The 13237-nt window shown below is 56.4% G+C and carries 16 protein-coding genes and 1 pseudogene; 8 read left to right on the forward strand and 9 right to left on the reverse strand.

Features of this window, described 5'->3' with window-relative positions:
* Positions 1–184: 184 nt before the first annotated feature.
* From FHT86_RS22565 to FHT86_RS22575, 3 genes are all read right to left on the reverse strand, one after another.
* Positions 185–913: a helix-turn-helix domain-containing protein gene (locus tag FHT86_RS22565; protein WP_409527613.1), complete on the reverse strand. Its 729-nt coding sequence runs from the start codon at positions 911–913 to the stop codon at positions 185–187.
* A 480-nt stretch (positions 914–1393) separates the two neighbouring features.
* On the reverse strand, positions 1394–1594 hold the full coding sequence (locus tag FHT86_RS22570) for a hypothetical protein (protein ID WP_133709696.1): 201 nt from the start codon (positions 1592–1594) through the stop codon (positions 1394–1396).
* Between the two features lie 303 nt (positions 1595–1897).
* Positions 1898–2389 carry a hypothetical protein gene (locus tag FHT86_RS22575; protein ID WP_166656907.1) on the reverse strand — a complete coding sequence of 164 codons (492 nt, stop codon included), beginning with the start codon at positions 2387–2389 and terminating at the stop codon, positions 1898–1900.
* A 92-nt stretch (positions 2390–2481) separates the two neighbouring features.
* Here FHT86_RS22575 and FHT86_RS22580 point away from each other — a divergent pair, with 92 nt between their 5' ends.
* The 5 genes from FHT86_RS22580 to mug all read left to right on the forward strand — a co-directional run bounded on the left by FHT86_RS22580 (position 2482) and on the right by mug (position 5754).
* Entirely contained in the window at positions 2482–2754 is a 273-nt protein-coding gene (locus FHT86_RS22580) for a hypothetical protein (RefSeq protein WP_409527614.1), read from the forward strand.
* A 15-nt stretch (positions 2755–2769) separates the two neighbouring features.
* Complete coding sequence (locus FHT86_RS22585) at positions 2770–3063, forward strand: ArsR/SmtB family transcription factor (protein ID WP_133709698.1); 294 nt, start codon at positions 2770–2772, stop codon at positions 3061–3063.
* A 255-nt stretch (positions 3064–3318) separates the two neighbouring features.
* Positions 3319–4260 carry an aldo/keto reductase gene (locus FHT86_RS22590; protein ID WP_133709699.1) on the forward strand — a complete coding sequence of 314 codons (942 nt, stop codon included), beginning with the start codon at positions 3319–3321 and terminating at the stop codon, positions 4258–4260.
* 263 nt (positions 4261–4523) lie between these two features.
* On the forward strand, positions 4524–5138 hold the full coding sequence (locus tag FHT86_RS22595; protein WP_133709700.1) for a TetR/AcrR family transcriptional regulator: 615 nt from the start codon (positions 4524–4526) through the stop codon (positions 5136–5138).
* 58 nt (positions 5139–5196) lie between these two features.
* The gene (mug, locus tag FHT86_RS22600; protein WP_133709701.1) at positions 5197–5754 is read left to right on the forward strand and encodes a G/U mismatch-specific DNA glycosylase; all 558 of its coding nucleotides are present in this window, start codon (positions 5197–5199) and stop codon (positions 5752–5754) included.
* Positions 5755–5830: 76 nt separating this feature from the next.
* On the opposite strand, the gene FHT86_RS22605 is transcribed toward mug, so the two are convergent.
* The 6 genes and pseudogenes from FHT86_RS22605 to FHT86_RS22625 all read right to left on the reverse strand — a co-directional run bounded on the left by FHT86_RS22605 (position 5831) and on the right by FHT86_RS22625 (position 9851).
* Complete coding sequence (locus FHT86_RS22605; protein WP_133709702.1) at positions 5831–6331, reverse strand: DUF3237 domain-containing protein; 501 nt, start codon at positions 6329–6331, stop codon at positions 5831–5833.
* Positions 6332–6537: 206 nt separating this feature from the next.
* Positions 6538–6933: a nuclear transport factor 2 family protein gene (locus FHT86_RS22610; protein ID WP_133709703.1), complete on the reverse strand. Its 396-nt coding sequence runs from the start codon at positions 6931–6933 to the stop codon at positions 6538–6540.
* Between the two features lie 353 nt (positions 6934–7286).
* Positions 7287–7382: pseudogene (locus FHT86_RS38140) on the reverse strand (GntR family transcriptional regulator); the annotation flags it as partial.
* A gap of 132 nt (positions 7383–7514) precedes the next feature.
* On the reverse strand, positions 7515–8429 hold the full coding sequence (locus FHT86_RS22615) for a DMT family transporter (RefSeq protein ID WP_133709704.1): 915 nt from the start codon (positions 8427–8429) through the stop codon (positions 7515–7517).
* A 159-nt stretch (positions 8430–8588) separates the two neighbouring features.
* On the reverse strand, positions 8589–9554 hold the full coding sequence (locus tag FHT86_RS22620) for a hypothetical protein (RefSeq protein WP_133709705.1): 966 nt from the start codon (positions 9552–9554) through the stop codon (positions 8589–8591).
* 87 nt (positions 9555–9641) lie between these two features.
* Positions 9642–9851 (reverse strand): hypothetical protein, encoded by a 210-nt coding sequence (locus tag FHT86_RS22625; RefSeq protein WP_133709706.1) that lies wholly within the window; start codon positions 9849–9851, stop codon positions 9642–9644.
* Between the two features lie 404 nt (positions 9852–10255).
* On the opposite strand from FHT86_RS22625, the gene FHT86_RS22630 reads away from it, so the two are divergent.
* The 3 genes from FHT86_RS22630 (at position 10256) to FHT86_RS22640 (ending at position 13029) form a co-directional block, all read left to right on the forward strand.
* Positions 10256–11200, forward strand: a complete 945-nt coding sequence (locus FHT86_RS22630) for a substrate-binding domain-containing protein (protein WP_133709870.1) — start codon at positions 10256–10258, stop codon at positions 11198–11200.
* Between the two features lie 71 nt (positions 11201–11271).
* The gene (locus tag FHT86_RS22635; protein ID WP_133709707.1) at positions 11272–12258 is read left to right on the forward strand and encodes an ABC transporter permease; all 987 of its coding nucleotides are present in this window, start codon (positions 11272–11274) and stop codon (positions 12256–12258) included.
* A gap of 3 nt (positions 12259–12261) precedes the next feature.
* Entirely contained in the window at positions 12262–13029 is a 768-nt protein-coding gene (locus tag FHT86_RS22640) for an ATP-binding cassette domain-containing protein (protein WP_133709708.1), read from the forward strand.
* Positions 13030–13237: the final 208 nt, after the last annotated feature.

Genomic DNA, 13237 nt, shown 5'->3' on the forward strand with positions numbered 1-13237 from the left:
ACGCGTCGCTTTCCTTAGGCAAGCGTTTTCAGAAATGATTATAAGGACTTGGAAATCCGCTGTCCGCCAAACCCCATTGCTGGAGCCGTCTTCCGAAACGGGATATATGCATTGCCCGCCGCCCGCATGGCCATTGCCGGACCTGCTCACGGCACGCCACCGCTACCACTGCAGCACGCAACGATTACTTCGCAAATCGTAGCTCGGTCGGCGTCTTTCCCCTATACCTCTTCATGGTAGTGGCCAAATGGCTTTGGTCCGAAAATCCAGACAGATAGGCGACTTCGGCAATCGGGAGCTTGCCTTCGACGAGCAGCTTTTCCGCAAAGTCCAGGCGCAGGTTAATCAGATACTGATGCGGTGGTATTCCAAACGTCCTGGCGAACCTTACTATGAAATGATTCGTTGAAATTCCCGCGACCGACGCAAGCTCGGCGACATGTACTTTTTGCGTAAAATTCTCATTGAGGTGGTCTCGCACGCGTCGCGCGCTATTGGCGGAGAGCCCCCCCTTGGGCGACACGGCGTGTTTCCTACGGCTTGTGTAGGTGCGAAGCAGATGAATACCGAACAGCGTAACCAATGAGTCCAGATAGAGGTCATTCGGAGCTGCTTTCTCCGTCAACTCGGCAGACATCCTCTGGGCCATATCGAGGGCCAAGAGGTCAACCGTGCCGAAAGCAGGCGGTTCAAGTTCTACATCGGCGTTGTCGAACTCATGAACCGCTAATTCGGACAGCACTTCCGGGGGGATCGCTACGACGACATTTTTCCTGGTCGCCAACCAGGCGAGGCTACTATCCACGCCTGCGGGATTAATGGCGATACATCCAACCGGTGCATCGTACTCTTTGATCTTGTCGCTGCCGAGCGAGGCTCTCAACTTGCGCGCGGGCGCGAGCACAATTCCCACAGAATGCTCCTTGGCTAGGAACTTCTGCGATCCAGGGCTGCGGACGGAGTATATCACGCTCCCCCGCATGGTGGCCTTTCTCGGACCTGCACTTTCAGGAATTATGTCGAAGACATATCGATCTGCCCGTCCTCCAACAGACGACCCGGCAATCGCCTCGTCTCTGAGTCTCGTCCGCATCTTTCATTCCGCCTCGCCCAACCCGATCGCAATCCTGCGCCCGTCCGAACGAACGCAGGATTTCAATCGTTGCTTGAAGTCCTGCGTTTAGCCCGACGTCGCCGAAAAGTCGGCGTGACGCGCAAACTGCAGATAGGGCAGAACATTTGCATGTGAAGAAAAAATGTGCCGGACGAAAGAAAAACATCACGGTATTTTAGGAGACACTAGTATAGCTGCCTCATTTGAACCCTGCCAGATCGTCGATATCGTTGGCCACGTAATAACCTAATATAGAGCCATGTGAATAACGGCTGGTTATTACAGCTCACCGCGACGTTTCTCGTATAGTGCCCAAGCAAGTTCTACCAAGGTCAGAAGAATATCCTCCTCGCTCCATCCGGCGGCAACCCCATCCCGGACGACTTCACGGATCAGAGGCAGGAATTGGCGATGACACGCAGCCGAAATGTCGGCAGCGTCGTCACCTACAGGGGGGCCATCGAAGTTGAACTTCACCATCAGGCGCCCCCAACACCATCAATATTTGTAGATCGGATACTTTATTCCCACACATATACAATAGATCCAGGACGAAACATAGGATCTTTGCAGGACAACGCTAGGTCACACCGGCTCTATGCTTCGCTCCGCGCAGCGAGCGCCAGAATGATCATTGCGACAACCATCCAAGGGAATTACCCCATGAACTCGGTTACTGCAATCGGGCCGGGCCTTGCGATCTCCCCGACTGCGGAAGACTAACCGAAATCTTTATTGCTCATTTAAACGACGAAGGACGAGACCACACGCTTCCTCGCGTCGTCACCGTCGCATCAGCCTTTCCAGGGTTGCTGTCAGCCTCGAAGCAACCTCTCTACTTGCCCAGCTGAGCGGGCGCTGACGACCGGCTACGACCGTGACGTGTCTGGTTATGAACGGGCTTCGGAGGACGCTGCTTGCAAACACACCTCTCGCGGTCTCGTTAGAAATGGTATGCGGCGCTTTGATCATGTAGCAGCCGCAATGCGCGGCCATCGCCTTCCGTCCGATGGTTGAATCGATATCCGCGATAATCGTCAACGGCACCTTCAAACATCCGGCAACAGAATCAACCATGATCCGCAGGCCGCTGGTCCTCGCCGGCAGGACGAGATCGTCTTCGGCAAGGCGCCTGAAGTCGAACCGCAGACCCGCAAATGGCTTGGTTTCTTCAAGTGACTGCGGGTAACGGATCGGTGCCTTCGCCGGGAATCGCGAGATATCGCCTATAGCTGAAAACGCGACCTCGCCTGCAGTGCCGATCGATCCGACCAATCCGCCGATAGCCCCATTTCTCGGCGATGAAACGATACGGATCGTTTATATTAACATTGCTACCTCGGATCCGGTCGATTTGAGGAAGCTTCGTGAGAAATTTTCGCCAAATCGGCTTGCATGTCACTGGCGCGACGCCGGGATGGAATTCCATGTTGGCCCAGTTGGGCTCGGGTTCGGAAGCCGGCGGCTCGCAAGCGGACGCCGTGAAACGGGGTATCGGTGTGCTGGCGGGCGTCGTGCAGCGAGAGGCAAACGTCCAGGCGTACATTGACGGCTTTTGGGTCGCTTTTCTGGCGGCAATTGTTGGGCTGTTTGTCGTTGCGCTCACGACCCCGTCTCCAGCGCATCCGCTGACAAAATAATGCTGTGCATTCAACATGGATAAACATCGAATATTAAAGGCGCTTTCCAACCCCGCGAGACTGGAAATCATGGCTTGGTTGAAGAAGCCGGAGGAGCATTTTCCGACGCAGGAACTACCTCCCGAAATGGGCGTCTGCGCCAACCAGTTCCAGCGCTCCGGCCTATCGCAATCGACGGTCTCCTCTCACCTCGGCGTCCTGCAGCGCGCCGATCGGGTCACCACTCATCGCGTGGGCCAGTGGGTCTTCTACCGGCGCAATGAAAAAACCATCGCTGAATTTGTGGCATGCTTGCAAAAGGAACTTTGACATGCCGCTTGCTCTTCTCGTGCTCGCACCTAACTCCTTCGCAATCTGGGCCGCCGAATCTGACGGGATTCCGCGCATGGGCGGTGACACCAAGGTACCATAGGCATCAGGGACGAGCGGCTTTCACAATGCCGGATTTCATGCTCGCAACGCGTTTCTATGGCGATAGCGGGCGCCCTTTATCTAACAGACAAACTCAGTATGGCGCTGTCTGGCGCCCGAGTAGCGATTGGCCTCAAACAAGGGAGTAGGAGAATGGCAACGCCGGATATGCTTCGTTATAGGAGAATTCCTCTTACCCACGGAACTGGTGCGATTCCTGCCCTCGGGTTCGGCACGTTGATCCCCGATCCAGTCGCGACCAGACAGGCCGTAAAAAATGCATTGGAGGTGGGATTTCGACATTTCGATTGTGCGGAACGATATCGCAATGAGGAGGCGGTTGGTAACGCGATGCAGGATGCGTTCAAAGCGGGCACGGTTCGGCGGGAGGACGTCTTTGTAACCACAAAACTGTGGAACTCCAATCATCGTCCAGAGCGGGTGAAGCAGGCTTTTGACGCGAGCCGCCAGCGACTGCAGGTCGACTACATCGATTGCTATCTCATCCATACCCCCTTTGCCTTTCGGCCCGGCGACGAGCAGGAACCTAGAGATGAGCGCGGTCAGGTCGTCTATGATTCAGGGGTGACGTTAATCGAAACATGGCGAGCGCTTGAGCGCCTTGTGGCCGACCGTCAGTGCAAGTCGATCGGACTATCCGACATTACATTGGAGAAGCTGAAGGAGATCGTTGCCGCTGCACGGATCAAGCCTGCGGTGGTGCAAGTCGAATCTCATCCGTATCTCCCAGAATGGGAGTTGCTCGACTTCTGTCGGGAGCACGGGATTGTACTCTTGGCCTTCGCACCCTTGGGACACGGCATGGAACCGAAAGTGCTGGAAGATCCTGTGATCACAGCCGTTGCCAAGCGCGTCAACAAGACGCCGGCTCAAGTTGCGTTGGCATGGGCCGTGCAGCGTGGCACTGCTTTCCTGACCACCTCGGTCACACCTCACCGGATTGAAGAGAACTTTGACGTCTCGACCCTACCTGATGATGCCATGCAGGAGATTCGGGACGGCATAAGGACGAACATCCGGTTCAACGGCGTGGTTGAAACCGGCGTGCCCGGCTTCATTCCAAGGGCCAATTGAGTGCATTCAGCGTCGGATTTTCGGCCGCGTACTATGCCACATGAGTTCGTCGCAAAGCGATCCAAAGGTATCGGCGACACCACCGTGATCCTCGCAGTCACGCCGGGCGTCATGCCCTTGGGGGGCAAGGAAGACCTTTGTTGGCCTAGGCGTGGCAGGCGCCTATTGAACCGTCAGCCGCGGCAGAGCCATATATCTTGGTTCGGGCGTGTGCGATCGTTTCCTTGTTGATCGCTGGCACGGGTTTGAGCTAGGCCTGATGTATGACCACGAAGCCGAAGTCCCTCCCCGCCAAAAGGCGAACGTCCATAGGATCGCGCCGCAACCCCGAAGCCGAGGCTGCCGTCCTTGCGGCCGCGAAGGAACTCATCAGCGAAAAGGGTTACGCCGGATTTTCTGTCGATGAGGTCGCTCGCCGGGCCGGAGCGGGAAAAACGACGATCTACCGATGGTACCCGACGAAAGCGGACCTCTTCATCGCAATCTATACGACCGAACGAACGACCTTCGTGCCGCTTCCCGACACAGGAAACCTGGTTGAGGACCTGGTGCAATACACGACAAGCCTGTGGCGGTTTTGGCGGTCACACCCTGCGGGAGCCGCATTGCGGGGCTTGATTGCCGAGGCGCAGGGCACGAAAGAGGCGCTGGGCGCATTGCGCGAGAGGTTTCTCCCTGAGCGTACTGCCGACGTAAAACGAATGCTGACGATTGCTGCTGCCCGCGGCGAGGTCCGCGCCGAGGACATCGATGACAAGCTCTCGCTCTGGGTTGGTTATAGCTGGTTTCGGCTCCTGATCGACGAATTGCATCACGAGGACGGGATTCAGCCTGTCATGGCGCAGATCGCAGGCCCATCAGGCCGCCATACATCCTGATTGGACGAGGTGCCAATTGCGCGTCGCCCTCGCTTCCGCTCCCGCAAGGAAAGTTGATATGCAGGACAATGCCATAGCCGAGGACATTGATAATCAGGTCGAAACCGCAACGCAGGCGAGCGGGCTGTCGGAAATCCTCGCACCTCACCTTTCAGTGGTCTTCTGCGGATTGAATCCTGCCCTTTCCGCCGAGCGAGACGGCCACAATTTCTCGAACCGAAGCAACCGCTTTTGGCGGGTATTGCATCTCGCCGGATTTACGCCACGCCTGCTGCGGGCGGACGAGGAACGCGAGATACTGAATTATGGCTTGGGCCTGACATCGGCAGTCTCCCGTCCCACGAAGAGCGCCAGCGAACTCAAGAAACGCGATTACATCACCGCCGTTCCTGCCCTGGAAGACAAGATAAGAAAGCTTGCACCACGGAATTTGGCGTTTCTAGGTAAGGCGGCATACGCAGCTATCAGTCTGAGAGCGCATGTCGAATGGGGCAGACAGCCGGACGAATTTGCAGGGGCTTCGATCTGGGTGCTTCCAAATCCAAGCGGACTCAATAGGGCCTTTGACCTGGCAAGATTGACGGAGCACTATCGCGAGATGAAATTGGCGATTTAGCCGGCATAGGCATCCCGTTGGGTAGTAGGGGATCTTGAGGAGAGCGAGGGATCGCTTTTCCCCGCCGATGTTCGCGTCAAAGCAATTCAAACACGTTATAGACAAGTCCGTCCTCGAAACGGTGACCGATACCGACACCAAGGACGCCGTTCAACCAGCTGTATTTCTCGGATGCCGTCTCAAACATGGGATTGATCCTGAAATAGTAGCTTGCCGGGTCCACGACCTGCCCCTTCTCGATGCGAGCCATCACCTCCGCGGGACCGTGACGCAAGCCCCGGTAGCTCATGCAAATCAGTGCTCCGTCATCGGTCCTAAGGTTCAATCGTGCGTCCAATACGATACAGCCGTCCGTACGAACCGCCTGCCAGTCGCTTCCTCCGTCCAGAACATCGCCGGAGAGGCGCTCGCCTTCGAAACGACCGCCGTCAACGATCCGGACTCGCCGGTGTGTGACCGGCGTGTCGCCGAACACGAGCGCAGGTCTGACATCCAGTTTCATTATAAACAGCGGCTTGGTGCGCACTTCGGCAAAGACGTCGGCGGCTGTTTCTAGCTCTGTCGATGAGATCGGCATTGCCTTCTCCTATAGGTTTTGGTGGTCCAGGGGCCGGCCAATATGCGCGGGCCTTCGACAGCGGAACCAGCCTGAAGGACCGATGCCACCCTTAAAAGGTTGCTCGCCGCAGGGCTTGATCCTCACAGTGCGGACGGTCGCCCTTAATAGCAACGCAAGTGGCGTGCCCATCGTTTTGCATCGCACAGCCTCCCCCGGCACTGAATTCAGGATGGCGTGGTCCCGTTCAATCGCTCAACAAGATGCGCACGCGAGGGTGCGGGGTCAAACCCGTCCGTGAAATATTGCGTTTCGTGGCCCACAAGTCCCTCTTGGAATTCCATGATGCTCACCACATAGGATGGTTTGCCGTCGTAGGTGAGGACAAATTCAGTGACCCAAAGATTGCCGCTGCCGACAATTCGCCGGACGGTAAAACGCTTCTTGTTTGGCTGGACGAACCGGCTCTCTTGAATGTTCTGCCGACCGCGAATCCGCTCGCCCGATTGCGGATAATCCAGCACAGCATCCTCGCGATAGATTTCATGTTCGACCTTGAAATCGCCCGCGTCAGAAGCATCCCAATGACGCTTCAACTCCACCTGTAAGGCGCGATCATCCATCTCAATCTCCCATCGCAAGTGCCAGCATTTCGTGCCGTTTCCCCGGAGCGAACCGGGCTTTTGTTTCCATCGATTGGGCTTAGATCCTCAGTCCCTACTTCGCGGAAAGATGGCTCGAGTGATCTTCGAGTATCTCGCGACAGTATCACAATCTGCCTGCGACATTGTCATTGGTCTGACGTTGGCGTCAGAAAGGCTGCGGAGAAATTGCGATGGCGCGTCGTCTGGTCAGCGGCAAGTTCGAGAGGCTGCCAGCCTGGGCTTGGCGGGGAATCGCAAATGTAAACAGTGGGCTGCAGGCGCTTCCTTATGGTTTGCAGAAAGTCGCATGACGCGTCGTTGCCGCAAATGGTTCACAAGGCCCCGGCAGCCAGGGCGTGCTCGACACCAGCTTGGATGTGGCTTGCAAGAACTTGCTTAGCCGTTTCCGCATCGCGACGTAGCGCGGAATGCTGCGCATTACCATGAACGGCGCCGAAAACCGCAAGACACTTGCGGGTCATTTCATTGCCGAAACCTTCAGAGACTCGATCATCCCAGGCGACCGGATGCATGTTGGCACGCGATAGCCGCCCTCCCGCTCAGTGCCCATCCGGCGGAACGGCCTCTTTTGGGATAACTCCCGTGAGGTTCTTCCGGTGGAAGATGAAGAGGCCAGCGACAACAATGACCGCGGAGCCTATCAGAATCTGGCTGTCCGGAAGATCGCCGAAGAAAAGGAAGCCGAGAGCGATCGCCCAGACGAGCAGACTGTATTGCAGCGGGGCAAGCAACGAGGCTGGAGCGAGCTTCAGCGAGCGGGTGATCATCATATGAGCGCTCCCGGCGACGATCCCGAGCGCCAGCATTGCTGCGAAATCGAGCGCTGAGAAGGAACGCCAGTGGCCAAGGCTGAGCACCAAACCGGTCATTAGAGCAGCGACCGTCTGCCACGTGACGAGCGTCACGTCGCTCGTCAGACGCAAGCGTCGTCCGAGGACCAAGGTCAGCGAAAACGAAAGGCTACCGGCAAGACCAAAGATCGACGGCCAGGATAGCATCGCCGTGGAGGGTCTGAGTGCAATCAAAACGCCGATGAAGCCGATGATCACCGCGAGCCAGCGACGCCATCCGATGGTCTCGCCGAGGAAAAAATGCGAGAGCGCCGCCACATAGATGGGGCCGGCCATATAGAAGGTCATGACATCCGCCAGCGGCAAATAGGCGACGGCGGCATAAAACAGGCCGACGTCGGCGGTCGTCAAGACGACACGCAGGACCTGCAGCGGGACGCGCTCGACGCGGAAAAGCTTGTCGCTTCCCTGCCGTGCGATCAAAGGCACGAGGATGATAAAGGAGCCGAGCGAGCGCACCACCAGCACCTGGCCAACTGAAAAGCTCTCGACCAGCCATTTGCCCATTGCATCGTTCAGCGAAAATAGGAAATCGCCGAGCAACATTAGAAGTACGCCAATGACGACGGCATTGCCGTAAGTGCCGGTCGTTCGAACGTTCATGGCGTCTCTTTCGATTAATGGTGATCCCGGGCTTTAGCCGGTTTTGCATCTCCTCCGCAAGGTGACCATCCTACATCGATTCAAGCGTATCCATCGTCTTCGGCAGAATGGCGCATACGGGGCTCCGAGCGGAAGTCACCAGCGCTTTAGCGAAGGTGTTCAGCGTACGACAGGCTCGCCGTGATAGCGTCGCTTTGACGGCTTCGACACGCCAAATCCGACTTCCATCATCAGGCGCGGCGTCTGCTTTGCCAATGTTCCCATATGGAAGCCGAAGGGATCCTCAACGAATCCTGTCCCGGCGCTGCCGGTCAACGTCAAAACGCTGTCTTCACCATAAAACTTGAGCACTTCTTCTGCCGGATGCCCTACCAGCAGCGTTATCTGATGTTTTATGCTCCGACGGTTGTGGCTACCGCGGATATAGACATGCGGACCTGCATCCCCATCGACGTCGGAGAGATAGAAGAAGAATTTCAGCATGCGCCAATCATCGAGATCAAAATGGTATTTGAACGAAGCGCGGCTGAGGTCGGCATCTGATGCGGATTTTGTCGGGAAACTCCACCATAGCCGCGTAGTGATCAATTTCGCCTCGCCCCCGAGATAGTGCCTTGCCACATTGAGAAGCAACGGGTCCTTTTGCACGGCAATGGCGGCCTCGCATTGCAGGACACGTTCGAAATGATGTCCGCTCAATATCGTGCGACCGAAGCGCCGCTCGGCTTCCGCATGATCTTTGGCGAGAAATTCAAGCTTGCGTTCAAAATTCCCGAAACACGGCGTTTCTTGTCCAAAGCGGGCGATCTCCTCGTGGATTGCCGGCGGCAAGGTCAGGCCAATGAAGATACCGGTCCTCTTCAGTTCCGCTGACACGGTTTCAGCTTGGATTGCGCCGAACATTGACGGCTCGGGAGCAGATATCTGCGGAACCGGCTCGGCCATCAGCCAGTGAGCCCGGCGAAACGGCATCGTCCGCGCCAAGAGGAACATCGGCAACCAGGCCGGATTTTCACGCACATCGGTCAGATATGTCGGGATACGTGCCGCAATTCGGCGAAGAGGGCTGCCACTGCGAGCGATGGATTCAAGGTCTTTCGGCTTGGACTTGTGGACATCGAGCATCTCATATTCCTCTCGGGATCATGGTTTCTCGTGACACCACCCGCAGGTCCCCAAGCCGGCGGCACCACAATTATACCAAAATCTCGGTCAGCACGCAGCAAATGGCGAAGACGATTGACTGTCGAGAAAACAAGCCGCCAGGACGATCATGGCGCATGCAACCTGTTGCCGGCTCCAGCCGGCAGTCTGGGCCTTTTCGAGAAGTCCCAACATCGAGGGCTCGATTGCAAACTGGCATTCCTGCTGAAAGCTCCTCTCACTACCCTTGCGCGAGGGCGCGTTGATCATCGCACGCATTTCTTCTCCTTGAAAAATAAAGTACCGACGAAATGGCCACAGCTAGTGTGGGAGGTGGCCTTCCATGTTTGCCCGATTAAATTGGCCGCGACATGGTCGTGAGTTTTCCGACTTATACAAAATGTAAATGAACGTGTCCGCAGCCGCGATCTTGCCGCCGAAAAGCAACGGCACCTGCCACATGATATTCGACTACTTCAAAATGATGGGTTGGTTCATCCATAACTTCATATTCTGCTCCGCCGGCTCAGATTCGAGACCAGAGTCGCTTGACATCTTCCTCAACCTCCGGCTGGCTTTTGAACGTCAAAATGACGCAGCATGCGAAGCATTTTGATGTTGACTGGGAGGTCAGCGAATCAAACAGCTCGGTCAGACAACCGGGCCAAGGGAGGAGTTATCACGTGCTAAAGAAAGCTATCACGTTACTCTCGGCGATCGTCATTGCCGTAGGAGCAGGCTTCGTTTCGGCGGCCTATGCGCAGGGCAAAACCTACTATTGGATCTCGCACGGTTCTCCGGCCGATCCTGTCTGGACCTATTTTCTGGCAGGAGCAAAGCTTTGGGCTGAGGACACCGGCAACAAGGTCAACACATCGTTCCACAACGGTGATGTTCCCGCGCAGCAGGAGGCTGTGAGGGCTGCAATTTCGGCGGGGGCTACCGGGATCGTGACCACCAGCCCCGACCCGGGCAGCCTCGTCCAGGTTGTTAAGGAGGCCAACGCCGCCAATATCCCAATCATCAACTTCAACACGCCCGATCCCCAGGCGAGCTTTAACGCCTACGTTGGTGGTGACAACAAGGCTTTCGGCCGGAACTGGGCGCAATATCTCGTTGACAAGAAGCTGGTGAAATCTGGTGACTTCGTCTGGATGCCGGTCGAGGTTCCCGGTGCGACTTACGGCGTGCAGGAAGAAGAAGGAATATCCAGCGTCTTCAAGCCGCTGAACATCACGTGGGAAGTGACAGACGCTACGTTGGACCAGGCTGAAATCATCACGCGCATGTCGGATTACCTCACCGCCAATCGCTCGAAGGTCAAGGCAATCATCGGGCTCGGCGATCTCGTAACCGGAAGCATCAAGCGGGTGTTCGATCAGGTCGGCGTAAAGCCAGGCGAAATCCCCGTCGTCGGCTGGGGCAATTCGCCCGATACCACGCAGGAAGTTCTGACGGGTTACGTGAATGCCGCTCAATGGCAGGATCCGCAGGCAACCAGCTACATGGCTTTGTCAATGGCAGCCATGGCAGCGGGCAAGATCCCGCCCGGCTTTAACATCATCACCGGCGCTCTTTACGAAAAAGACAAAGCCGCGATCTACGACAAAATTCTCTCTGGCAAATAACGTCGTCGAAAGTCGTACTGGCTGTGTCACCCGGTTCAAACCGGGTGGCCCACCCCAATCGGTGAGCATCAATGCAACAACATTCCTTTCTTCAACGGTTTGTTTCGAAGCCCGAATTCGGCCCACTCGTCCTGCTGGTCCTTGAGCTTGTGATCTTCTGGTCATTCAATTCGGACTTTCTCTCACTTCAAAACATCAGCAATACTCTCTCGTTTACTGTCGAACTCGGGCTTATCGCGTTGGCGATGACCCTGCTGATGACCGCAGGGGAATTCGATTTGTCCGTCGGTTCGGTCTTCGGCTTCTCCGCAGTTTTGATGTGGACGGTGTTCAACGGCAATCTGATGCCGCTCGGTGCCGCCTTCCTCGTCGCACTCGCTGTCAGTCTCCTCATTGGCTTTGTTAACGGGTGGTTCGTTACAAAGCTGAGCATCCCGTCCTTTCTGGTCACGCTGGGCATGCTCCTGGTGGTGCGAGGCACCGCTCTCTATATTACGGACGGCTTTCCCCAGCGCACGTGGACAGCCGAGGGCAATTGGTTTGCCGACCTCTTGGCTGGGAGCTTCTTCATCGGCAGCTTCCGCATGTACATGTCAGTGCTGTGGTTCGCGATTGCGGCGTTCGCCGCCCACTTTGTTCTCACTCAGACGAAATTCGGCAATTGGATACAGGCTTCCGGCGGCAATCCCAACGCGGCGCGTGCTCGCGGCGTTAATGTTAACCGAACCAAGGTTTACTTGTTCATGGTGTCTTCGGCCATGGCCTCGCTTGCGGGGGTGATCAGCTCCATCCGCACGTCGGCGGCGAATCCAAATAGCGGGACCGGTTACGAGCTTGAGGTGATCGCGATGGTCGTCATTGGCGGTACGGTGCTGACCGGGGGGCGGGGGACCATCATTGGAACGGTGCTTGGCATCTTCATTCTGCGCATCATGCGAAACGGCATCGTGATGGTGGGGGTGCCTGGGCTCGCCTACAATATTTTCATTGGGGCAATCATCCTTGGCATGATGGCGCTGCATTCATGGCTCGAACGGCGACATAACGCGGGAGTGTAGACGATGGCCGAAGACCTCATCCGTATGGAGAAAATCAACAAGTTCTACGGCCGTATTCATGCGCTTCGCGACGTTAGCCTCACCGTCAAAACGCGCGAAGTGGTGGGCTTGCTCGGCGACAATGGCGCGGGCAAATCAACCCTGATTAAGGTCTTATCCGGCGCCGTACCACTGACGACTGGGGACATCATAATCAAGGGGGAAAAAGTCGAACTCAAAAGCACGGCCGATGCGATTGCGCACGGAATTGAGACGATTTTTCAAGATTCCGCACTCGTTCCGCAGCTGTCAATCGCCCGAAATCTCTTCCTGGGGCGGGAGCCCATCAAGGGAAGTCGCTTTTTAGGCCGATTGGACCAAGCCACAATGAACGCGTCCGCTCGAGACCTTTTGAAGCGAGTAGGCATTACGAAGGATATCCCGCCGGACACTGCTATCGCTGCCCTGTCCGGGGGTGAACGCCAAGCAGTCGCGATCGCTCGTGCCATGCAGTTTGACAGTGATCTGATCGTCTTGGATGAGCCCACCAACAATCTGGGCGTTGCCGAAACGCAGGGAGTGTTGCGCTTCGTTCGCGAAGCACGCGACACCGGTCATTCCTGCATTTTCATCGCCCACAACATCCACCACGTGTTTCAGGTGGTCGACCGCATTATCGTTATGCGAGGCGGACGGATTGTCGCAGACGACATAGATCCGAAAAAAACGACCATCGAGCAGGTCGAAAGAATCATCACCGGCGAGGAAATGCTCAATGCCATTACCGCCTGATTGAGTTCCCGCCCAACCCGAACAAGTCTTCATGGCTCTACAACCCGGCATCGAATGTGCCACTGCGACCCTACTGCGGTGGGGACCGCGCGTGGGCGAACAGGCGGCCCGATTTGGGGTTAGGTGCTGTTGACAACCACTAAGCGTTACTTATTGTTAGCTTGCTCTGATCAGATTTGACCCCTGACCTGGCAAAAGTGGCTTGGTC

Source organism: Rhizobium sp. BK313 (assembly GCF_014193655.1).
GTDB lineage: Bacteria > Pseudomonadota > Alphaproteobacteria > Rhizobiales > Rhizobiaceae > Rhizobium.